The sequence below is a fragment of the Shouchella tritolerans genome (assembly GCF_025770735.1).
Lineage (GTDB): Bacteria > Bacillota > Bacilli > Bacillales > Bacillaceae_D > Shouchella > Shouchella tritolerans.
The window spans coordinates 400,752-423,358 of the sequence record NZ_JAODPB010000003.1; the positions used below are offsets into that span (position 1 = coordinate 400,752).

Sequence of the window (22,607 nt, forward strand, 5' to 3'; positions counted from 1 at the left end):
TTCTATTAGGAGCTGATTCATCAATTCCTGCGATGAATGGCTCCTTCCTATATCTATTTCCCCTTTTTTAACAATAACGTAGCCGCCACGTTGATAACCATCCGCAAATTTAAGCCCTCATCTTTGGATTTATACAAAAAAAATCATGTATAATGGGAATAATTTCGCAGGAACTCTGATTGAAGGCCTGGTCAAGTGAAAATGGAGGGGAACATGGTAAAAGAAAATGTACATATAGAGGACCACCATATTTTTGACAACCTTCCAATCTATCGGTTTCGCATCTTGTTTTGGGTTGTTTTAGTATGGGTAGCGACGATTGTATTGCAGTTTTTAGAAGAGATGATATACGCACAAGCTATTTTTTTTACAGTTTTCATGCTCCTATATTTAACGTTGCATATTTTTTCTGGGTTGTTTAAACATCGCTATACGTGGCTCTATTTTTTCCTACAGTGTAGCATCATATTTGTGTCAGCATTCATTATGCCACATGGGTCACCAGCCGTGTTACTCGGTCTATTACCAATATTAATTGCTCAAAGCATTCATATATTCAACCATTCTCTCAAAGTGATTTTTATTGTAGTGCTGTTATACTTGCCTTATTCTTACGCAATTAGTATTAATTATGGCATTCAAGAACTGCCCTTTTTTATTCCTATTTTATTTTTTATTATCGCTATCGCTGTGTTTTATTCAATTCTATACGTAAGGCAAGCGAACGCGTGGAGACGGATGCAATATTATTTATATGAGTTGCAGTTAGCCAATCAAAAAATTAAAGAGCTTACGATCGCAAGTGAGCGAAAACGAATTGCCAGAGATTTGCATGATACATTAGCTCAAGGGCTTGCTGGGCTTATCATGAAATTAGAAGCAGTTGATATCCATCTTCAGAACAAAAATAATCAGCGTGCAAAAGAAATTGTCCAAGAATCGATGTATCAAGCGCGAACGGCACTAAAGGAGGCCAGGGAAGCGATTGATGATTTAAGAGCTGATTCCATAGATGAAGTCGATTTTGTTCATGAGGTGGAAAAGGAAATTATAAAATTTACAGACGCAACATCGATTGAGGTCAATCGATCTTTTGAGACGTTGCCTCCTTTAACAAGTTTGATTAAACAACATTGCATCTATATGATTGGCGAGTGTCTAATGAATATAGCTAAGCATGCACAGGCTTCTAGCGTAAGTATTTCGATTTGGTCTGAAAAAGAGAGGCTTGTTGTTTCAATCCAAGACGACGGCATTGGTTTTAATACAAACAAAATAGGGAAGCAAGTTGGCCATTATGGGCTGATTGGCGTGGCTGAACGTGTTCGCATATTAAATGGGGAAGTGGATATTAAAAGTGAAAAAGGAAATGGCACAAGAATCTGTATGAGCATTCCTCTAACTTGTACAGGCAAATAAATGAAAAATTGCTCAAGTTTGATTTTTGCCCAAACGTCCATAAGGTTGATGCCCTTTGAGTGGTGCAAACAAACTAGCCAATTTGTAGACAGGGAGAAAATGTAACTAGATCTCAGGGAGGAGAAAGGTGATATATTGAAAGAAATTGGTAAAAAAGATGGATATTTCAACAAAAGAAGTGTTTCAGAACGTCATTCTGTACACAAAGCATTCATACCCAATCGTGCAGTTGGTCCTTACCCAACTGTACGATTTTTTTATTGGTTCATTGTTGTATATTTTTCGTTATAGAAAAGTCTTTCTTTAGAAATATCAAGGTGTTTATCCAATTTTCGTGATAATAGGGGTGGTTAATATGCTGAATGATGAAGTGTTTGATATGACTATAATTGGAGGCGGGCCAGTTGGGATGTTTGCCGCTTTTTATGCGGGGATGAGGCAAGCATCAGTCAAGATCATTGAGAGCCTGCCACAGCTTGGTGGACAACTGTCAGCGTTGTATCCTGAAAAATACATTTATGATATTGCGGGATTTCCAAAAGTACAGGCTCAAGAATTGGTTGACAATTTACAAGAACAAATGAACCTGTTTAAAGAAGAAACAGCGTTGTGTCTTGGACAATCGGTTCAGCGTATCGAACAGGAGAATGATGTTTTTACCATTTACACCGAAACAGGAAAACACCTTTCAAAATCAATCATTATAACAGCAGGAAACGGGGCGTTTCAGCCACGAAAACTTCCTATTGAGGTACCGGAAAGTCTAGAAAACACAAATGTCCATTATTTTATCAATGATTTAAGCAAATTTACGAATAAAAAAGTAGTTGTTTTTGGTGGGGGAGATTCTGCGGTTGATTGGTCCCTAATGTTAGAATCAATTGCTGAAAAGGTCACTTTAGTGCACCGAAGAGATACCTTCCGCGCCCATGAGCATAGTGTTGCTCTCCTTGAAACATCTAGAGTAGACGTTTTGACACCTTATGTACCGGTTTGTTTAGAAGGTCAGGATGGTTTAGAGAAAGTCATTCTTAAGGAAGCGAAAGGAGATAGCGAAATCGAGGTTGAGGCGGATGACGTGATCGTTAGTTATGGGTTTGTTTCGTCGCTAGGACCGATTAAAGATTGGGGTCTTGCTATCGAGAAAAACTCGCTCGTTGTAAATTCGAGACAGGAAACGAATAGGCAAGGAATTTATGCTGCAGGCGATATTTGTACATATGAGGGGAAAATAAAGCTGATTGCGACAGGGTTTGGAGAAGCAGCGACAGCGGTAAGCAACGCAAAGGTTTACATTGAACCGTCGGCAAAAGTCCAGCCGCTGCACAGCACTAGCTTAATGGATAAGAAAAATAAATCAGTGGTGTGAGAAAGAATGTTTGTAAAAAAGAAATAAGTGGGGATGGAGCGAACAACGAAGAAAAAGGGACGTTTATTGGACAACGTACATCGATCTAAATATCCACTACATTTCAAAAAAGGGGAGATTTGTATATGGAACATTCAGGTCAAAGAGCACCAGAACAGGCATTATTAAAAGTGTTAAGTGGAAAGAGCGAAGAGAACCCGTTTTCGGTATTTGCGCAAACGAGAGAAGTAGGATCAATTGTACAACTGCCATTTCCAATGGGGCAATCTGAAAATCAAGCATGGGCTGTTACCCATTTTGAAGAGGCGTTGAAGGTACTAAAAGATCAAGAGCATTTTTGCGTGGACCCTAAGTCGATTGATAAGGACAGTAACATTAAAGACTCTTTAACAGGTAACACAAAGACGTCTGGCTCTGATCTGTTTCTATCGAATTCCTTGAACGCCATTGACGAGCCTGATCATAGGCGGCTGCGGACATTAGTTGCCAAAGCGTTCACTCCGAGATACATGGAAAGCTTACGCCCACGGGTCCAAAAATTAGCGAATGAATTGCTTGACCAGGTTCAAGACCAAGGAGAAATGGATCTTGTTAAAGATTACGCCAATCCCTTACCAATCAATGTGATATCTGACATGATTGGTGTACCAAAAACAGACCACGGAAAAATACACGAGTGGTCTGATGGGGTCGCAGATGGTCTTGGAGTGGGAACGGCTGACCCAAAGACGGCAGAAAGCCTGAAAGATTTCAGTGACTACATTAAGCAGCTTATCGCACATAAACGCGAGCAGCCTTCTGATGATTTAATCAGCCAATTGATTTCCATTGAAGAGCAAGGGGATCGGCTGGACGAGACAGAACTCATTTCAATGATTCAGTTATTAATTTTTGCAGGGCATGAAACGACTTCAACATTGATATCTATCGGTACGTTAATGTTGCTCGATCACCCAGAACAACTGGAAATGCTGAAAGCGGACCTTCGTTTAATCCCATCTGCTGTTGAAGAATTGTTGCGTTTTAATGGTCCCTCTACAACCGCTGGCCCACGTTATGCTTTAAAGGATCTTGAGCTTGGTGGGCAACTGATCAAGAAAGGCGATATGATTTTTCCGATATTGAAATCAGCGAATCGCGACGAAAATTATTTTTCACACTCAGAGGAATTGGATATCACGCGGAAAATCAAACGTCATCTCGCATTTGGGCAAGGGATTCATATGTGTTTAGGTGCACCACTTGCACGTGTGGAAGGAGATATTGCGTTTACGACGCTACTAAAGCGCATGCCAAACCTGCGACTTAGCATTCCAAGGGAAAATGTAAGCTGGAAATTTAAGCTAGCTGCTCAAAGCCTATCTTCCCTTCCTGTTTCTTTTTAAGCATTTTTTATTGTTGGACGAATGTCGAATCAATTTTGCTTGCTAGTTGAGTATAAGAGGGCAATCAGGTGAAGAAACCTGAATGCCTCTAATACTTTAAACATAAAGGGGGATTTACATGGGACGGTTAGACAACAAAGTAGCGGTTATTACAGGTGCAGCTAGCGGCATGGGCTTGGCTGCGGCAACGTTATTTGCAAAAGAGGGAGCAAAAGTTGTTGCTACGGACATTGCAGCTGCAACATTAAAAGAGGAATTTTCCAATCAACAGGAAGACATGCTTGCACTAGAGTTAGATGTAACTTCAGAGGAGCAGTGGAAGCAAGTATGTGAACAGGCACATCAGTCTTTTGGAAAAATCGATATATTAATTAACAATGCCGGTGTCTCATTTCATAAAGGGTTGCTAGAAGAGGATCTGGATGGCTGGAATAAAGCCATATCACTAAATCTGACGTCTGTATGGTTAGGCATGAAAACGGCCATCCCTTATATGCAGAAAAATAATAAAGGTTCAATTGTGAACTGCGTTTCTTTATCAGCAATAGTGGGGGGCTGCGACAATGGCGCTGCCGCATACAGTGCAGCTAAAGGGGGCGTTCGCTCTTTGACAAAGCATGCAGCATTCAATTTCGCTAAAGACCATATTCGTGTCAATTCTGTCTATCCAGGAGCGATTTTTACAGGTGCAGCTAAAAAACATGGTGTCACTTCTCAAGAACAACTTGGTCAAGCATTTACGAATAAGATTCCATTGCCTCCACATGCAGGGGAAGGAAACGATATTGCCTATGCTTACTTATATTTAGCTTCTGACGAGTCGAAATTTATCACAGGTGAAGAGTTAATTGTAGATGGCGGTTGGAGCTCTCATTAAGTTTATCGTTCATTCCTGATTGGTTCTTGCTTAAATTCATTTCACGCCCAATAGCAAGGGCTTTCTCAGCTAAATATCTGTGAATAATCATTGGGTTTAAAAAACAACAAAATAGTTGGAGGTTCATATGGCGGCAAAGTATACGTTGATAAATCAAGATACATGTATTGCTTGCGGTGCTTGTGAAGCAGCTGCGCCTAATATCTATGATTTGAATGATGAAGGCTTTGCATTTGTCAAACTAGATAATAATCAAGGTACATGTAAAGTACCGGAGGAATGGTGGGATGAGATGGATGATGCTCTCGAAGAGTGCCCAACTGATTCCGTCCGCGTATCAGACCAGCCTTTTAAACGTGATAAATGACATACGAATAAGGAAGAGGAAACATTCAAGGAGGGAGAGAGGATGAAGAAGGAAATCATAGATTTACAAGAAATAACAAACTTTCAATCTAGAGCCGAAGCGTTTTTTCCTATCACCTGGTACAAAAACATGCTAATCAACGACCCTCTTTATTACCATTCAGGAACAGATACATGGAATGTGTTTACGTATAAAGATGTCAAACAGGTTTTAAGCAAACATGAATATTTCTCGAGTGAAGGAGAGCGATCAACAATAGCTGTAGGGGCAAATAACAAAGAAGGCGAGATTCCCGAAAAAATAAATATTGCGGGCATTGATCCACCTAAACATCAAAAAGCCCGTTCTCTATTATCGGCGGCATTTACCCCTCGTACTTTAAAAAACTGGGAACCGCGAATTCGGCAAATTGCCAATAAACTTGTAAAGGATATGAAGGGAAAACCTACAGTCGATATTGTTCAAGAATTTTCTGCCCTCTTTCCGACAATGGTAATGGCTGATTTAATCGGAGTCCCCTCAAAGGATTGCCTTATGTATAAAAAGTGGGTGGATGTCCTATTTCAGCCTTATACAAAAGGAGAAGAAAAGGAAATAGATGAAAAAAAGCGGACAGCTGCAAAAGAATATTTCCAATACCTTTATCCTCTTGTCGTTCAAAAGCACGACAATCCATCGAATGACATTATTTCCGATTTAATAAAAGTGGAAGTGGATGGTGAAACATTTTCAGATGATGAAATCGTCCGAACGACGATGCTTTTGCTAGGAGCTGGAATTGAAACAACAGGCCATATGATTTCAAGTATGTTTTATTCCTTATTGTATGAAGAAACAGCCTTATACGAACAATTACGAAACGATTTGGATCTTGTTCCTAAGGCTGTGGAAGAAATGCTTCGTTATCGATTTCATGTATCGAAAAGAGAGCGTTTCGTAAAAAAGGACAACAATCTTTTAGGGGTTGAGTTGAAAAAAGGGGATGTCGTAATTGCGTGGATGAGTGCAGCGAATATGGATGAAGACATGTTTGAAAACCCGTTTGAATTTAATATACACCGACCAAACAATAAAAAACATCTCACATTTGGCAACGGACCACATTTTTGTCTAGGAGCACCCCTTGCAAGATTAGAATTAAACATTGCCTTAACTGCATTTCTGCAAACGTTTACGCGAATTGAGCCAGTTGAATCATTTGATCTTGAACAAAATCTAACTGACTCCGCGCCAGGTCAATCGTTACTGTTTTTGCCAATGAACGTATATTCTTAATGGAGGACAGACGACCCATCGTCCTACTATAAAAGGTGATTTACTGTCTATTCAGTAGTCATCTTTTTTTCTGCTGTTCTATGGCGGGCTTGTATTCTTTAGTAGGAAGAGTAATGATAAGGGCAGAGTGGAGGTCATTCGAACTACACGTTCATAACGGGTAAAGCTATGGATCAAGGGCAATGAAATGGTACCATTGTATTACATATATTTGGTTAGGAAGGTGAGTCGACGTGAAAAGGAATATCTTGATTGTGGATGACCATTTGGTTGTAAGGGAAGGGCTTAAGCTCATTTTAGAAACAAATGAATCTTATAAAGTAATTGGTGAGGCAGGGAATGGCCAAGAAGCAATTGAGTTTCTTGAGAATCATAAAGTAGATGTTATTCTCCTCGATTTAAATATGCCTGTTATGAGCGGGCTAGAAACGATTCAATATCTGAATCAAAACCAAATCGATATCCCCGTCATTATTCTTACCACTTACAACGAAGATGAATTAATGATCAAAGGTATCCAATCAGGGGCAAAAGGCTATTTACTGAAAGATACAGGTAGGGATGATTTATTCCGTACCATCGAGTCTGCACTAAGAGGAGATACATTAATAAAACCAGAAATTATGATGAAAATTTTAAATGGGAAACAAAAAAGCGAGCCAGAATGTACAAATGCAAACGATAAGCAGTGCATATTAACCGATAAAGAATTATTTATCATAAGAGCTGTATCAAAAGGTTATCGTAATAAAGAAATTGCATTTGATATGGGAATTGCTGAACGAACAGTAAAAGCGCATTTAACGAACATCTACAATAAATTAAATGTTGATTCCAGATCTGAGGCGGTTTCTGTTGCGATTAAACGAGGGTATATTACCTTGTAATTTAGCGGGAAACGAAAATAAAATGCAGTTCACTTGTTCATTTATCTGGTCTGTAACGCCAGTTGTAAAATAGGGTTCAGTAATTTAGTGACTCTCCCTTGTAAAATTTATCCGAAGAAAGGAGTATAGTACAGAAATTAAAAACAAATTACCATACTTACCTGTTCAGGTAGGTGTATGATTATTTTGAAAGCGTTATCTTAAAAAGGGAAGACTTAGAGAACAGTTTGCTAACTTGTGTAAAATAGGGGTCTCTTTATTTTTATATATGGGCAAGTGTATTTGACCGATGCAAGTCTCTAATAAAAGGAATGGTGATGAATGCTGATTAAAAAGGGGGGCTAGTATGGAAAAATGGTTACTCAATAAAGAGTGGCATTATTTAGAGAGTACATTAGGAAATTCAATATTAATTCAAATGAGCCGTGACTGGAAGGCTATACATTTACCCCATGACATTGCAGTTGAAAAGAAACGAAAGCAGGACCATCCTTCTGGTTATGAAGAAGGTTTTACAGAAGGGGCAAGTCTGTATTATAAGAAAGAACTAATTATAGACAAAGAATGGGAGAATAAAACGCTTGTTCTGGAATTTGAAGGAGTTATGGGAATTTCCACCGTTTATGTGAATAATGATGTAGTCGCTAAGCACGTGAATGGGTATACGAGTTTTTTAGTAGATATAACAGAGCACATTACGATAGGAGAAAAAAATATCCTTCTTGTCCATGTGGAGAATAGCCAGAAGCCTAGCTCTAGATGGTATGCAGGCACTGGAATATACCGGCATGTTTGGCTTCATGTTGGTGAGCAAATTCATATTAAACCATGGAACTGTCAAGCGGTCACAAAGTCGATAAAAGACAGTGTAGCCAAGCTCCAAGTACAGACGGTTATCACAAATAAGTTGGAGTCCCGTGAAAAGGTGATTTATAAGATTGAAGTTTTGTCTTCGGATGAAGAAGTAGTATGGAAGGATGAGCAAGAGATTACCTTGGAAAAAACGGCGGAGCAACAAGTAACGAGTAATCTCGCTTTATCCCCCTTCCAACCTTGGGAACTTGACAATCCCTACTTATATTATATTAAGATTCGCATTATCCGTAATGGAATGGAGGATGAGAGTCATTCAACTTTTACTGGCATTCGTGAGCTCTCTTTTGATGCTCAGGAAGGCTTTAAATTAAATGGGGCAAAATTGAAGCTGAAAGGTGGTTGTATTCACCATGATCACGGGCCTTTAGGCAGTGCCAGCTACGACCGGTCTGAAGAACGGAAAGTAGAGCTATTAAAGGCGTCTGGTTTTAATGCAATAAGGTTGGCACATAACCCTCATGCACCGGCTTTATTAGATGCCTGCGATCGATTAGGAATGCTGGTTATTAATGAAGCATTTGATGCATGGGTTGCAGGCAGAAAAAGTTTTGATTATCATCTGTTTTTTGAAAAGTATTGGGAAGAAGATTTAGAGACATTTGTGAAGCGTGATTTTAATCATCCTTCTATCATTATGTGGTCAATTGGAAATGAAGTTGAAGAGAGGAACGGCTCTTCTGATGGTTATGTTTGGAGTAAACGCTTGGCTGACAAAATAAAAGAATTAGACTCAAGCAGAGCGGTTACAGCTTCAGCTTGCTCACTGATGTCAGAGTATGCAAGTATGACAACCGTAGTGGATGGCAATGTCATCTTGAATATGCTAGGAAACAACGTCGATCCTGACAACGATGTATGGGGTGAAGTCACGGAAAAGTACTTCGAACCATTAGATACTGCAGGTTATAACTATAAAGTGAAACGGTATAAATATGACGCTGGAAGATTTCCAAATCGGGTTATATATGGATCAGAAACTTATCCGCAAAACTTATTCGAAAATTGGGAAGAAACAATTAACAATTCGAACGTTATTGGAGATTTTGTATGGACGGCCATAGACTATTTAGGAGAAGCTGGGCTTGGGAGAGTGAATGTTGGGAGTCCTAGTATGGCAGCTGGAGGAGAGTTTCCATGGTTTTACGCCCATGCGGGAGATATTGATGTATGTGGGGAGAAACGCCCTCAATCTTACTATCGGGATATTGTATGGGGAGTGAGGAAGCAACCATATCTCACTGTGCTGCCACCAAAGCTATATGGTGAAAAGATTTATTTTAAACCTTGGGGCTGGGAGCCTGTTGAACGAAGCTATACCTTTTTAGAATGTGAGAATCAAAAGACAAGAGTGGATGTCTATTCAGGTGCAGAAGAAGTGGAGTTACTTGTGAATGGGCGATCCTATGGGAAAAAACAGTCCGGTTGGAGGAAAGAATACAAAACTTCTTTTGAGATTGTTTATGAGCCAGGTACGTTAGAAGTGGTTGCGTACATAAAAGGTAAAGAAGCTGGGAGAGATCAATTAGAAACAACAAACACTCCAACTAGTCTTCAGCTAGAAACAGATCGAACACAAATGAAGTCCAATTATGGTGATTTGGCGTATCTATCGATTTCCGCAATCGATGAAGCAGGGAGAGTCGTTCCATATGCAGACAATAACGTGAAAATTCATGTGGAAGGGGAAGGAGAGCTAATCGCCTTAGGTTCTGCTGATCCTTTATCGACAGAGTTATTTACAGGCAATGAAAGAAAGCTGTACAAAGGTAGGGCACTTGCCATTGTAAGGAGTACAGGTGTGGATGGTTCCTTTACAGTTACAGCTTCAGGAGAAGGGCTAACAGAGGCTTATGTAACGGTTACTTGCAGGAAAGGGGAAACAGATTATAAAGAATTTAATCCGGAAAAGCAGCAGTTGTTCTATAGTTTTGACATGACTATTGAGGAATTATTAGAGGCCCCTCCAACAAGAGAAGTGTTTCAAAGGCATTTGCCTGAATTGATAAATAACCCAATGCTTAAGCGAGCCAAAGACCTGAGTTTTAACCAATTGATTGCATTTGCGCCGGAAACGATGCTTCCAAAGGGCATCCTCAAAAAGATTGAAAACGAGTTTAAGCAAATACAGTAATTCGACAAAACATAAAGGCTACCTCTAACTACATGTTAGAGGTCGTTTTACAAGAGAGGGTTCATAATGAAGACATTCCCAAGCGATTTTATGATCGGTGCTGCCACAGCTGCACACCAAGTTGAAGGCAATAATAAAAACAGTGATTTTTGGGTCATGGAGCATGCTCCCGATTCCCTTTATAAAGAGCCTTCATTAGACGCCGTTAATCATTATCGAAAATTTAAAGAGGACATTTTGTTGTTAGCAGAAGCAGGAGGCAATGCTTACAGGTTTTCTATAGAATGGGCGCGAATTGAACCGGAAAAAGGTTTTTTTGATGAAAAAGAAGTCGAGCATTATAAAGAAGTCCTTCGCTTCTGCCATCAACAACAAATAACGCCGATTGTGACTTTGCATCACTTTTCCTCCCCTAAATGGCTTATCTCTGAAGGCGGCTGGGAAAGTGAACAGACCATTCATTACTTCGAGAACTATTGTCGTTTCATAATTTCTGAATTGGGTGATCTTATTCCCTATATATGTACGATTAATGAAGCAAATATGGGGAAGCAAATTAAAAAGATTATGAAAAGAATGATGAAACGTAATAAAGCAGAGAACAAACTAGGAGATGGAGAGGTCCAGGTTGGCTTAAATGTTGACATGAAACATAAAATGGAGAATTACTACCGATTTTTAGGAGAAGCTTTTGCCGTTGACCCAAGGCAAATTCATACATTTTTAACGGCAAGATCGGAAAATGGTGAACAAATTATTATGACGTGTCACCAGAGAGCAAGACAAGTCATAAAAGAGTTACGCCCTAGTATAAAGGTCGGTATAACGTTCTCCCTTTATGATCATCAGGCGTTGCCTGGCGGAGAGGAACACGCAAAGAATGAACAGTATGAAGACTTCCTGAATTACTTGCCCTATATTCAGGAAGATGATTTTTTAGGAGTTCAGAATTACTCTAGAAAGGTTCACGGTCCAAACGGAGTGGTTTCACCTGATGAGCATACAAGATTAACAAAAATGGGTTACGAGTATTACCCTGAAGCGTTGGCCAATGTTTTGCGGTTTGTTTCAGAACACTGGCACAAGCCAATAGTCGTGACAGAAAATGGGGTTTCCACGACCGACGACCACGAAAGAATCGAATTTATTGAAAGGGCGCTAACTGGCGTTTACCAATGTATAGAGGAAGGGATTCCGGTTATTGGATATACATACTGGTCCCTCTTGGATAATTTTGAGTGGCAATTAGGTTATGAACAAACATTTGGCTTAATCGCGGTTGATCGAAAAACACAAACACGGTATCCGAAGAAGAGTTTATCTTTCTTAGGGGGGATAAAAAGAAACGGTTTAGATAGTAAGTAAAGAACAATGCGTAAACTTGGTCAATAGCTGTTACGAAAAGTAGAGGTAATAGATGTAAAAACAGGAGGTGGATTCATGAGTCAATCAATGATAACAGGACGTCCACCATATAAAATGATAGCGGTGTTATTGGTAGGAGCTTTTATTGCTTTGTTAAATAATACACTACTAGGCATTGCCATTCCCGCCATCATGGAGGATTTCCATGTGAATGCGGCCACAGCACAATGGCTGACAACAGGCTATATGCTGGTGAATGGGATTCTTATTCCTGTTACTGCTTATTTGATTCAAAAATATTCTATCAGGCGTTTGTTTTTAGTTGCCATTGGTTTATTTATTACGGGCACGCTTGTAGCAGGAACAGCTCAACTTTTTTCTGTTCTATTGGTTGGCAGAATGATTCAAGCCTCTGGGGCGGCAGTTATGTCCCCACTTTTAACGAATGTCATGCTTGTAAGCTTTCCAATCGAAAAGCGAGGAACGGCTATGGGAGTTACTGGCTTCGTCATGATGGGGGCGCCTGCGATTGGGCCATTACTGTCAGGCTGGATGGTACAGTACTTTGATTGGAGAATGCTATTCTTCATGATTGCACCTGTGGCCATCCTGATCCTATTGGCTGGTTTTTTCATAATAAAGGACAAAAAAGAAAAAAAGGACACGCGACTGGACGTTTTGTCATTAATCTTTTCTAGTATTGGTTTTGGCGGAATTTTATACGGATTTAGTTCTGCTGGCAACAGTGGGTGGAGCCATCCAACTGTATACGGAATGATTCTCGTTGGCGCCCTCTCATTGACACTCTTTATTTTAAGACAACAAAAACAAAAAACGCCAATGTTGAACTTTGCTATTTTTAAATATCCAATGTATTCATTGTCGATCACGATTTCTATGATTGTAGCGATGACATTGTTCTCATCGATGATTATGATTCCTATCTATTTTATTGATCTTAGAGGTATTCCCTCTTTAAATGCCGGGTTAATGATGATACCAGGAGCGATTATTTTAGCTGTATCTTCTCCGATTGTCGGGAGATTATTTGATAAATTTGGTGGAAGGGTTCTGGCTCTCATAGGCTTGTCTATCATTACAATCACAAGCTACTATTTTAGCCAACTAACGTTTGAGACAACGTATAGTCACCTTATCTTCCTCAATGCCATTAGGATGTTAGGCATTTCAATGGTGATGATGCCTGTATCGACTACTGGGTTTAACCAGTTGCCTAAACCGTTATATCCACACGGTACAGCGATGAATAATACGATGCAGCAAGTCTCTGGAGCGACTGGCACCGCTCTTTTAGTCACCATCATGTCAATTCGCACCGAATATCATGCCAAGTATTTAAAAGAAGCATCGAACGTAAATGAGCAGGTGATGGATCAAGCGATGTTGGCAGGAATCAATGACGCGTTTTTTACTGCTATCTTCTTTTCGGCTGGTGCCTTGGCTTTAGCCATGTTTTTAAAGCCGGCTAAACAAGAAGAACATGGATCACGACAAGGTTAACCGTTTTCCCTTCAAAGAAATTCGTTTGTACTGCAAATGGCCAGGATTGGATGAAGCGGGAGAGAAGTGGGCGATATGTTCTTCCATCTGGTTAAACGAGTAACAGGGAAAGACAATCTGTATCAAACTATTGTTTGAAGCAACGATAAAGCCTAACTTCTCCAATATAGGGGCGGTTGGGCTTTTTTACTGTGAATTGGTCGTTATTTGAGCAAAACCTACTAAAAAAATGACTTCATTACTATAACGGACTTAGCAGCCGTTGGATAATAAAGTTACAAAATGTAAATCTAAGGGGCGGTTGGATGAGAAAACGAATAGTAAATGGAAGAGTATGAAGTAACAAAAAAGTAGGGTCTGTGTAGAGCCACATTGATCATTTTTTTCTTTTGTATATCGTCTAATTACACCAAAAAACGAACGAAGACACCATACAATACGTTAGAGCGTTGGTATGCTACTCCATAGCAACTGAACATTTATGTACTACTTTCTTATGAATGAAGGGCCATTGCCACAGTGTTAAACGGAATGGAGAGGAGTTGTAGGCCCCTATCGACATGGGGTTACTTGTAAGCGTTTTATGAAAGCGTTTACCAAAAGGAGGCGCATTACGTTAAAATCAATTTTAAAGGAGAAGGAAATATGGATAAAAAAGAAGCGAGAAGGATGAAAAAAGAACAAAGAGCATTGGAAAAGGCGGAAAGAGAGAAGAAGTTCCGACGTGCGAAAAGTTGGCAGTTAGCCGTATATCCTTTACAAAGTATTGGACATAATGGTTTTATGTTTCTAATGACACTAGTATCCTACTATGCAGCAGGGATTGTAGGACTGGGAACCGTTGTTGCTTCCTACGTCATTACGGGTTCACGCATTTTTGATGGAATTACCGATCCGCTCATTGCTTTAATTGTTGACAAAACAAAGGGTAAATTTGGTAAAGTGAGAATTTTATTTGCTCTTTCCTACTTAACAATGGGCCTATCAACTGTACTCCTGTTTTACACAAATCATTTAATAGCTGATGGATTCAAACTCGTTTACTTTATCCTTTTATATGTCATATTCATTATTGGGTATACGTTCTCTGGAATTGCAGGTAATATTGGAAATAACATTTTAACAAATGACCCACAACAACGCCCTGCTGTCGGCGGGTTTAGCACGATTTATACGATGCTTTTTTATGCTGTTGCAACGGTATTTTTGACAATGTATTTAACAGGAAAATACACTTATAGCGATGTAGAATTATTCCATGAAATGACAATTTTCACTCTTATTGTTGCGGCGGTTGGTTATGGGCTTGCAATAATAGCTATTCGCTCGAAGGACCGTACTGAAAATTTTGGAGTTGGAAAAAATACAGCACAGGTTAAGGTTAAAGATCTGTGGCCGATGTTAAAAGGTAACCGCCCCTTACAATTATTTGTCCTAACGATGGCTACAGATAAATTAAGTTTGCAAGTTTCTGGTAATGCGGTTGTAAATGTCATGCTGTTTGGGATTGTGATTGGAAATTATGCGATGTTAGGTGTAACACAATCAATGGCTACGCTTCCTAATCTATTGGTTCTGTTTTTTGGAATTCGTTACGCTATGAGATTTGGTTCCAAAAAAGGGTATGTTCTCTCAACATGGGCTTGTATCATTGGTTATAGTCTATTATTCCTATTACTATGGATAGGCGATCCGACACAAATTCGAATGGATAATATGGGATTCATGACGATTGCTTTCATATTCTTGTTTATTGTTAGTGGAGCTGTTCGCTTTATGAGCTCTTCGTTTGTGCAGCCAATGCTAGCCGATATAGTTGATTACAATACGTATAAAACGAATCGTTATGCACCAGGATTGGTATCCTCCCTCTATATATTTATTGATAAGACGGTTTCTTCGTTACAACAAACCGTAGTAGGTTTATTACTTGCATTTATTGGGTTTAAAACCGCTTTTCCAGATGTGGACACACCTTATTCTGAAAGCCTATTTTGGATGGCAATGTTCCTTAACTTTGGGATATTAATTATTTCGTGGGGTCTATCGCTCATTGCCATGAAATTTTACGAACTTGATAAAGAGCGGATGACTGAGATTCAGGAAGTGTTAGAGGAACGAAGAAACGGTCATTCTGGCGATCTGAATGTAATTGCAAAATAATAGATACTAGGCAGAAATCCAGAGTGAAAGGGTCCAATCGTTCATTTCGAGACGTTTAGACCCTTTTCTTGACGTTACTCTATTTTACTCTTTTTGAAGGTGGTGTTTTTCCCGATATTGTTTTGGCGTTACACCAACTAGCTTCTTAAATACTTTTGTAAAGTAGCTTTGATCATAGAAGTTTAAAGAGGAGCATATTTCTGGGATAGGCGTTTGACTATGTTGAAGCAGCTTTTTAGCTTCTTCAATTCGCTTAAGCCGGATGTAATCCGTTAGTGACATGCCAACCTCTTTTTTGAATAATACGGATAAGTACTTCGGGCTTAAATGAACATACTCGGCAATGTCTTCATGAGCGATTTCTGTGTACAAATGGCGTACAACATAGTCTATGCACATACTAATTGTTTTTGAATATCTTTCATGTTGTACTTGCTTTACTTCGGTTGTAAAGGTGAATAGCATTTCCTTTGTCATTTTTTTGACTTCATCAACATTATTTATTCGATCCAATTGTTGTATGTAACGTTCATTTAACTGGAAAGCAATTTGAGCATTTAATCCACCGTCAATAGCAGCTCTGGCAACAAGTGTAATCAACGCCACAATATGTGTCTTTAAAGAGCGAAGATAGCTCGTCTTTGAGAAAGCGCTTGCATTCCCCTCCTCTTTTACAAAAACGGAGTTTTCTAAAGCGTCGACTCTTCCTTCTTTTACAATAGAGAGAATTTGTTTCTCAAATAAACGATCCTGAAAAGGTTGGGGATTGGCGTTTCTGAAATCATCTATCAGCAATTGTGCGTTGTTTTTAGCCGGTGTGATCACTTCTTTATGGTTAATTAAAACAGTGTCTGTGGCAATCAATACTCCATTTAATAGGTAGTTGATCATCACACTTATACTTATGAGCTTATCTAAGGGGAAGGCAGGGACGGAATTGTAATAATTGAAGATTTCTTCTCGCTTAAAAAAAGCTCGTGCATCGTTTATTAGTCCATTAATGTTCTCATCTGTAATCGTATTTGTAATGGACGGTCCAATAATGAGGTTGCCGAGAAATTGGTCGTTGTCCATTACACTAATAGTAATAAATTTTTCGAAAAAAGCTGTTTTTCTAATGATAGGTGCAGAATAGGATTTACTGGAGTCAAACTGTAAGATATTTAATGAGCTCTTTTTTTCATTGTTATATAACGGATTTAATATTCGATTATGCAAATATTTATAAGACATGTCAGCTTCATTCGGAACAAAAAAAGTAGCCAAGTCAAAGGTGCTTGTAATCAGTTCGCATTTACTCTTGATAATCTGAGATTGTGAGTTCAAGACCACCTACTCCTTATTGTACCTGATAACAAATAATTACTTCCATATTACTAAAAAAAGAACGAGGTTTCCATAAAGAAAAAACATGAAGTGTTATCATAATGCTATAAGTTATAAGCGTAATCGTTCTTTTAATAAGCTTTTATGAAAACGCATTAAAAAGATTTTCGTTTTCTAAAGGATTAATTACATATGATCGAAATTGAAAATAAAACGGTTGCGAAATTAAAAAGAAGAATGAAGTGGACAGTTAGACTTTGTAAGTAAGTTCCATTGTCTTAAAATCTATTACATTTCTAAATCTTGGAGGTTTAATCATGCTTTACAAAGATCCAAGCAAAAGCGTAGCAGAAAGAGTAGAAGATCTATTAGGAAGAATGACACTAAAGGAAAAGGTAGCCCAACTATTTGGCCTAGTCAATCACGGGCAAGGCGATCCGATCCACCATGTGAGCGAGAATTATCAGCATGGGGTGGGCACGCTAAGCTTCTTAAACAGTTCTCAAACAGGAGATCATAAGAAGGATATGGAAACATTAGAAAAATTGCAATCTTTTTTTGTCAATGAAACACGATTAGGAATCCCTGTGCTTATTCATAATGAAGGCATAGCCGGCGCACAAATACCGGGCGCCACCACATTTCCTCAATCGATGAGTGTAGCATCCACGTGGGAGCCGGCATTAGCGAAAAAAATGGGAGAAGTAGTCAAGAAACAACTACTCGCTTTTGGCATCAATACGGTTCATTCGCCTCTTTTTGACTTGGGCCGTGATCCGAGGTGGGGAAGGATTGGCGAAACGTACGGCGAAGATCCTTATCTCGTTGCTCAAATGGGAACAGCATTTGTCAAAGGGGTACAAGGAAACAAAGAAATGATGGCCACGGCCAAACATTTTGTTGGATACGGAAATGCTGAAGGAGGCAGAAACGGGGGAGAGCAGCAAATAGGAGAAAGAAAGCTGCTTGATACGTACTGTTTTCCTTTTGAGGCTGCTATCCATGAAGCAGACGTAATGGGAATAATGAATAGCTATGGAATCTTGAATGAGCAGGCGGTGTCTACGTCCAAATGGTTATTAACCGACATTTTACGAAATAAGCTTGGATTCTCAGGTTTAGTTGTAGCAGATTATGGCAGTGTTAGTCACGCTCATTCACGTTACCGCGTTGCAGAGAGCCGAAAAGAAACGGCGGTCATGGCGCTTCAAGCTGGAATGGATGTAGAGCAACCGAATCATATCTGTTATCAGTACCTTGAAGAAGCAGTAGAGTCAGGAGAACTGGACATAGAATATATTGACCGAGCTGTTCGCAGGGTGTTAGAGACTAAATTCACTTTAGGGTTGTTTGAGCGCCCATTTAAAACAGGTGACTTTCACGAAGAGATTAAGAAGAAAGAATATCAAGCACTATCACAGGAAATTGCTGAGAAGTCGATCGTGCTTGTCAAAAATGATGAGGCAACTTTGCCATTAAAGAAAGGTCTAAAAATAGCGGTCATAGGGCCGTCTGCTAATAATAGTGTGAATTTCTTTGGGGGCTATTCGGCAGTAGGAACAGCAGATACAACAACCAGTGACTTTGATCGTTCTGAAGATGACAATTTCATTAAAATGGCGTATGACACCGTCATTACGGAACATCGAGGTATGCTAAAATCACAGGGAATTGTTTTTGATGAGCGTCCTTCTCCAGAACAGAAGGAAATGATTATTGCAATGCTCAAGAAAAGAAGATCGACATCCAATAAGGTTTACAAAAACATGGATGAATTTAGCCAGCTCTTTTATCCTAATTGCAGAACGGTTAAAGAGATACTGGAAGAGGAATGTGGGCAAGAGAACATCATTTATGAAAAAGGCTGCGAAATCAATAGGCCTATTGAAGGCGGCATTGACAAGGTTAAGAAAGCGGTGCAACAAGCTGACGTGGTTATCGCGATTCTTGGCGGAAGAGAAAGTATGAGAGCCCCTGACGCAACGGCGGGAGAGAACAAGGATAACATTCATATCGATGTTGAAAAACCACAGTTAGAGATGATGGAAGAGGTCTTTCAACTTGATAAACCAGTCATTTCCGTTATAGTGGATGGAAGGCCTTTATCAAACCCATCAATTAACGAAAGAAGCAAGGCAGTGCTGTACGCTTGGTTGCCTGCGCAGGCGGGGGCGCAAGCTATTGTTAATGTGTTAACAGGCAAAACCAATCCAAGTGGCAAGCTGCCAGTTACAATCGTTAAGGATAAAGGACAAATTCCAATGTACGCTAGCAGATCTCCTTTTTATATAGAGATTGACGAGTGGGCAGAGTACATTGACCATGATAAAAATAAGCCTTTGTATCCTTTGGGACATGGATTAAGTTATACATTTTTTGAGTACAGCGACCTGTCACTAAATGAAGAAGTAGCGACGGACGGGCAGCTTCAAGTTACGTTCAACGTAAAAAATGTGGGTCCTTATCAGGGGGACGAAGTTGTACAACTCTACATACGAGACTGCTTTAGTAGGATTGCACGACCTACTAAACAGCTTGTAGGATTCGCCAAGGTTAACCTAAATATTCATGAATCAAAAGAAATTACATTTACCGTTGATATGAGACAGTTGGCTTTTCATAACAATGATTTGAAACAAATAGTGGAGCCTGGAAAAATGGAAGTATATATTGCTGCTTCATCGGAGGACATCCGTTTAAATGACTCCTTTAATGTAGTGGGAGAAGAGTTAATCATTGATCGAAAAGTGTTTTCTTCAAATGTAAAGATAAAATCAAACGTACAAATAAAAGAAAGGATTTAAGTCTGCAGGATCGAAATAAAAGCCGCCAAGTGGGAGTCCACTGGCGGTGAATCTGTTGTCTGAAGACAACCCCTGTCCTATGCATGGGATGGGCTTTTTCGGCTTAAATCTGCAATGCCAGCTATCTTTTCTAGTTAGCTGGCTTTTTTCATGTAAACAGAGTGGTTCTCTACAAAGGATAGAACCCTGTCTGATAAACAGCCTCAGCTATCCTCTCATAGCCACGGTTATTTGGATGGATCCCATCTTTTGCCAGATAATGAACTCCGTCTGAAAGAAAGCTAATGTCAACGATGCGCACATGTGGATAGCGTTCCAACGTATATAAGCGCTGATTAAAACGAAAGAGATGCGACTGAATAACTGGAATTTTTGATAGCGGATTGTAAAGGGTAAACACACGGACGATGTATGGTTTGCGATCATGTTGTTTTACGTAAGTGATCTGGCGGATAAGGTGATGTAAACAGGCGTAAACGCCAGCTGCAATTTTAGGGAGATGATCGACCGAGCCTGTTCTACTCGTTTGCCGTAAGGCGGTTAAAAAATTGTTCCCTCCAGCTGTAATCGTTATGATATTGGCACGTTCGATTTTTTTAGAATGCCTAAAAGTCAAACTGGAGATCTGTTCACAGGTTAGCCCGTTTCTAGCCAGTTTAATTAGTTGGATCGGCTGTCCTAATCGGCGGCTTGCCATGTTCCGATAAGGTACGACAAATCCGTTGGTTGAGCCAACCCCTGTTACAAGCGAATCTCCAATTGCGACATATACATACATGGCTTCCCTCCTTTTTTTTTAGTGTATGGACAGTGAAAAAAGGTGGAACGGCGCGCATCATTGCCAGATTTATTGCGTGATATCAGGTGGAAAAACAGCATGTTCATTTCAAATGGGAAGAGGGAAATCGCTCCAAATCTGTCGTTTCCCTTTTAGGCTGCCGTTCAAGAAATACACATAAGGTGAATGGTGAATGACAGAAACGAGCTAAACAGCGAACGCGTTGAAACCGCTTTAACATTTTTGTTGCAAAAAACCAATTAGTTATGTTAGAGTAACTTTAAATCACATAAGAGATCTTGGATCACATATGTGATTTTAGGAGGCGGATATAGATTGTCGGTAAAATCAGCGGAAAGGGTTTTGCGTATTTTTGAATTGTTAAGCACCCATGTCAATGGGCTAAGTATTAAAGAAATTAGCGAAACCCTTGGGTTGCCGCAAAGTAGCACGTCTGCTTTAGTAAATACGCTTTATTGCGAAAATTATCTTTCTGTAAACCAAGCCAAAAAGTTTGCTCTTGGTCCAAAACTGATTCCGATTGGTAATGCCGCTCGTGAATCACTTGATCTTGCTTCGTTAAGCGCCGAATCGCTGCAACGATTAGCTGCAGCAGTAGAGGAGACGGTGTTTATGGCGCTACTTGCCAACCAGGAACTTGTATACGTGGCGAAAATCGACAGCAATCGCTCGATTCGGACGTCAGCGTATTTAGGCGGCCGAAAGCCTCTTTATTGCACGGGGCTTGGCAAGGCTTTTTTGACATTCATGCCGGAGGAGCAACGTGTCGATTATTTAGAACATGTATCGCTTAAGCCGATCACCCCACACACAATCACCGATAAAGAGACGCTGCTGGCGCGTTTGCAAGAATATGAACAGCTAGGTTATGCGATTGATGATGAAGAAAATGAGGAAGGGCTGTACTGCGTGGCGGCGCCCATATTTGACGCATCAAAAGTAATGCAAGCGGCGATTAGCGTAGCAGGCCCAAAAGAGCGGATGCAAAGGCAAAAAAGCCAGATCGTGAAAAACGTGATCGACACAGCAAACGGAATTTCACAAAAGCTCGGATACGCTTTTTAAAGGAAGCCAGTACATGAAGAGGTGTTTGAATGGATGTAGTAAGCATAGGAGAAACAATGGTGTTGTTTGCTCCTAAAGAGGACGGACAGCTTCGATACGCTTCTAATTTTTCAGCGCGTGTGGCCGGCGCAGAGACGAACACGTTGATCGGATTAGCGAAACTTGGTCATAAAACAGGCTGGATTAGTCGAGTCGGCGCAGACGAGTTAGGAGCGAAAATCATCCAATCTGTCCGTGGCGAAGGCGTCGATACAACGTATGTAGCCATGGATGAACAGGCTCCAACGGGACTTTTTTTGAAAGAACAAACGACTGCGAAGACGGCAAATATCCTTTACTACCGAAAGGGTTCTGCAGCGAGCCGTCTAGAGCCTGCTGATATTGATGAGGACTACGTTAAGAAAGCGAAGTTTCTTTATATAACAGGGATTACGCCATTATTGAGCAAATCATGCGAGCAGACAACATTCGTATTAATAGAAATGGCCAAGAAGCATCATGTCAAAATCGTGTTTGACCCAAATATACGGAAAAAATTGCTGACAGAAGAGAAACAGAAGCGTTTGTTGGAGCGTCTGATTGGCATGGCTGATATCGTTTTGCCAGGCTCTGGGGAAGGCCAGTACTTATTCGGCACAAACAATAGCGAGGAAATTGCCGATCGCTGTTTACATCTTGGTGCTCGCCTTGCAGTCGTTAAACTAGGCGAAAAAGGCGCTTATTACAAGAGTGCAAAACAGGTAGGCTATATTGCTCCATTCCCAGTAAAGGAAGTCGTTGACCCAATTGGCGCTGGCGACGGATTTGCCGCAGGCGTTTTATCTGGTTTGCTAGATGGGCTCGCGATTGAAGAGGCAGTCGGGCGCGGTTGTGCGATAGGCGCTTTTGTTACCCAAGTGCACGGCGATATTGAAGGATTGCCCTCTCGGCAAACATTGCATGCTTTCCAACAAGATGGAGAAGACGTGAATCGTTAGG

The 22,607-nt window shown here is 40.1% G+C and carries 16 protein-coding genes; 14 read left to right on the top strand and 2 right to left on the bottom strand.

Going from position 1 to position 22,607, the window contains the following annotated elements; translation table 11 throughout:
* The first annotated feature begins 213 nt into the window (after nt 1-213).
* The 11 genes from N6H06_RS12305 to N6H06_RS12355 all read left to right on the top strand — a co-directional run bounded on the left by N6H06_RS12305 (nt 214) and on the right by N6H06_RS12355 (nt 15,635).
* Nucleotides 214-1,419, top strand: coding sequence for a sensor histidine kinase (locus tag N6H06_RS12305; protein WP_263706868.1), 1,206 nt, complete (start codon nt 214-216; stop codon nt 1,417-1,419).
* Nucleotides 1,420-1,774: 355 nt separating this feature from the next.
* Nucleotides 1,775-2,788, top strand: a complete 1,014-nt coding sequence (locus N6H06_RS12310) for an NAD(P)/FAD-dependent oxidoreductase (protein WP_213029181.1) — start codon at nt 1,775-1,777, stop codon at nt 2,786-2,788.
* A gap of 125 nt (nt 2,789-2,913) precedes the next feature.
* Nucleotides 2,914-4,173 (top strand): cytochrome P450 family protein, encoded by a 1,260-nt coding sequence (locus N6H06_RS12315; RefSeq protein WP_263706870.1) that lies wholly within the window; start codon nt 2,914-2,916, stop codon nt 4,171-4,173.
* Between the two features lie 118 nt (nt 4,174-4,291).
* Nucleotides 4,292-5,050, top strand: coding sequence for an SDR family NAD(P)-dependent oxidoreductase (locus tag N6H06_RS12320; protein WP_062748469.1), 759 nt, complete (start codon nt 4,292-4,294; stop codon nt 5,048-5,050).
* A 127-nt stretch (nt 5,051-5,177) separates the two neighbouring features.
* On the top strand, nt 5,178-5,417 hold the full coding sequence (locus N6H06_RS12325) for a ferredoxin (RefSeq protein WP_062748467.1): 240 nt from the start codon (nt 5,178-5,180) through the stop codon (nt 5,415-5,417).
* Between the two features lie 42 nt (nt 5,418-5,459).
* Complete coding sequence (locus tag N6H06_RS12330; protein ID WP_213029183.1) at nt 5,460-6,692, top strand: cytochrome P450; 1,233 nt, start codon at nt 5,460-5,462, stop codon at nt 6,690-6,692.
* Between the two features lie 233 nt (nt 6,693-6,925).
* Nucleotides 6,926-7,579 carry a response regulator gene (locus N6H06_RS12335; protein ID WP_062748463.1) on the top strand — a complete coding sequence of 218 codons (654 nt, stop codon included), beginning with the start codon at nt 6,926-6,928 and terminating at the stop codon, nt 7,577-7,579.
* 346 nt (nt 7,580-7,925) lie between these two features.
* Complete coding sequence (locus N6H06_RS12340; protein WP_263706876.1) at nt 7,926-10,586, top strand: glycoside hydrolase family 2 TIM barrel-domain containing protein; 2,661 nt, start codon at nt 7,926-7,928, stop codon at nt 10,584-10,586.
* A gap of 66 nt (nt 10,587-10,652) precedes the next feature.
* Nucleotides 10,653-11,951 carry a glycoside hydrolase family 1 protein gene (locus tag N6H06_RS12345; protein ID WP_263706878.1) on the top strand — a complete coding sequence of 433 codons (1,299 nt, stop codon included), beginning with the start codon at nt 10,653-10,655 and terminating at the stop codon, nt 11,949-11,951.
* A gap of 75 nt (nt 11,952-12,026) precedes the next feature.
* Nucleotides 12,027-13,472 (top strand): MDR family MFS transporter, encoded by a 1,446-nt coding sequence (locus N6H06_RS12350; protein WP_263706880.1) that lies wholly within the window; start codon nt 12,027-12,029, stop codon nt 13,470-13,472.
* A gap of 645 nt (nt 13,473-14,117) precedes the next feature.
* Nucleotides 14,118-15,635, top strand: coding sequence for an MFS transporter (locus tag N6H06_RS12355; protein WP_062748457.1), 1,518 nt, complete (start codon nt 14,118-14,120; stop codon nt 15,633-15,635).
* Between the two features lie 84 nt (nt 15,636-15,719).
* Here the strand turns inward: N6H06_RS12355 and N6H06_RS12360 are convergent, their stop codons facing one another.
* Nucleotides 15,720-16,961 carry a helix-turn-helix domain-containing protein gene (locus tag N6H06_RS12360; RefSeq protein WP_263706882.1) on the bottom strand — a complete coding sequence of 414 codons (1,242 nt, stop codon included), beginning with the start codon at nt 16,959-16,961 and terminating at the stop codon, nt 15,720-15,722.
* A 317-nt stretch (nt 16,962-17,278) separates the two neighbouring features.
* On the opposite strand from N6H06_RS12360, the gene N6H06_RS12365 reads away from it, so the two are divergent.
* On the top strand, nt 17,279-19,765 hold the full coding sequence (locus N6H06_RS12365) for a glycoside hydrolase family 3 N-terminal domain-containing protein (RefSeq protein ID WP_263706885.1): 2,487 nt from the start codon (nt 17,279-17,281) through the stop codon (nt 19,763-19,765).
* Nucleotides 19,766-19,934: 169 nt separating this feature from the next.
* On the opposite strand, the gene N6H06_RS12370 is transcribed toward N6H06_RS12365, so the two are convergent.
* Nucleotides 19,935-20,543 (bottom strand): GDSL-type esterase/lipase family protein, encoded by a 609-nt coding sequence (locus N6H06_RS12370; protein WP_062748451.1) that lies wholly within the window; start codon nt 20,541-20,543, stop codon nt 19,935-19,937.
* 336 nt (nt 20,544-20,879) lie between these two features.
* Here N6H06_RS12370 and N6H06_RS12375 point away from each other — a divergent pair, with 336 nt between their 5' ends.
* Both N6H06_RS12375 and N6H06_RS12380 read left to right on the top strand, forming a co-directional pair.
* The gene (locus N6H06_RS12375) at nt 20,880-21,629 is read left to right on the top strand and encodes an IclR family transcriptional regulator (RefSeq protein WP_062748445.1); all 750 of its coding nucleotides are present in this window, start codon (nt 20,880-20,882) and stop codon (nt 21,627-21,629) included.
* 29 nt (nt 21,630-21,658) lie between these two features.
* Nucleotides 21,659-22,606: a sugar kinase gene (locus N6H06_RS12380; protein WP_263706888.1), complete on the top strand. Its 948-nt coding sequence runs from the start codon at nt 21,659-21,661 to the stop codon at nt 22,604-22,606.
* Nucleotide 22,607 lies beyond the last annotated feature (1 nt).

Excerpts from the sequence above, each read along its gene's own strand:
- N6H06_RS12350 (WP_263706880.1), top strand. The coding sequence starts at position 12,027 with ATGAGTCAATCAATGATAACAGGACGTCCACCATATAAAATGATAGCG.
- N6H06_RS12320 (WP_062748469.1), top strand. The coding sequence starts at position 4,292 with ATGGGACGGTTAGACAACAAAGTAGCGGTTATTACAGGTGCAGCTAGC.
- N6H06_RS12355 (WP_062748457.1), top strand. The coding sequence starts at position 14,118 with ATGGATAAAAAAGAAGCGAGAAGGATGAAAAAAGAACAAAGAGCATTG.
- N6H06_RS12365 (WP_263706885.1), top strand. The coding sequence starts at position 17,279 with ATGCTTTACAAAGATCCAAGCAAAAGCGTAGCAGAAAGAGTAGAAGAT.
- N6H06_RS12370 (WP_062748451.1), bottom strand. The coding sequence starts at position 20,543 with ATGTATGTATATGTCGCAATTGGAGATTCGCTTGTAACAGGGGTTGGC.
- N6H06_RS12310 (WP_213029181.1), top strand. The coding sequence starts at position 1,775 with ATGCTGAATGATGAAGTGTTTGATATGACTATAATTGGAGGCGGGCCA.
- N6H06_RS12315 (WP_263706870.1), top strand. The coding sequence starts at position 2,914 with ATGGAACATTCAGGTCAAAGAGCACCAGAACAGGCATTATTAAAAGTG.
- N6H06_RS12340 (WP_263706876.1), top strand. The coding sequence starts at position 7,926 with ATGGAAAAATGGTTACTCAATAAAGAGTGGCATTATTTAGAGAGTACA.
- N6H06_RS12325 (WP_062748467.1), top strand. The coding sequence starts at position 5,178 with ATGGCGGCAAAGTATACGTTGATAAATCAAGATACATGTATTGCTTGC.
- N6H06_RS12305 (WP_263706868.1), top strand. The coding sequence starts at position 214 with ATGGTAAAAGAAAATGTACATATAGAGGACCACCATATTTTTGACAAC.
- N6H06_RS12330 (WP_213029183.1), top strand. The coding sequence starts at position 5,460 with ATGAAGAAGGAAATCATAGATTTACAAGAAATAACAAACTTTCAATCT.
- N6H06_RS12345 (WP_263706878.1), top strand. The coding sequence starts at position 10,653 with ATGAAGACATTCCCAAGCGATTTTATGATCGGTGCTGCCACAGCTGCA.
- N6H06_RS12380 (WP_263706888.1), top strand. The coding sequence starts at position 21,659 with ATGGATGTAGTAAGCATAGGAGAAACAATGGTGTTGTTTGCTCCTAAA.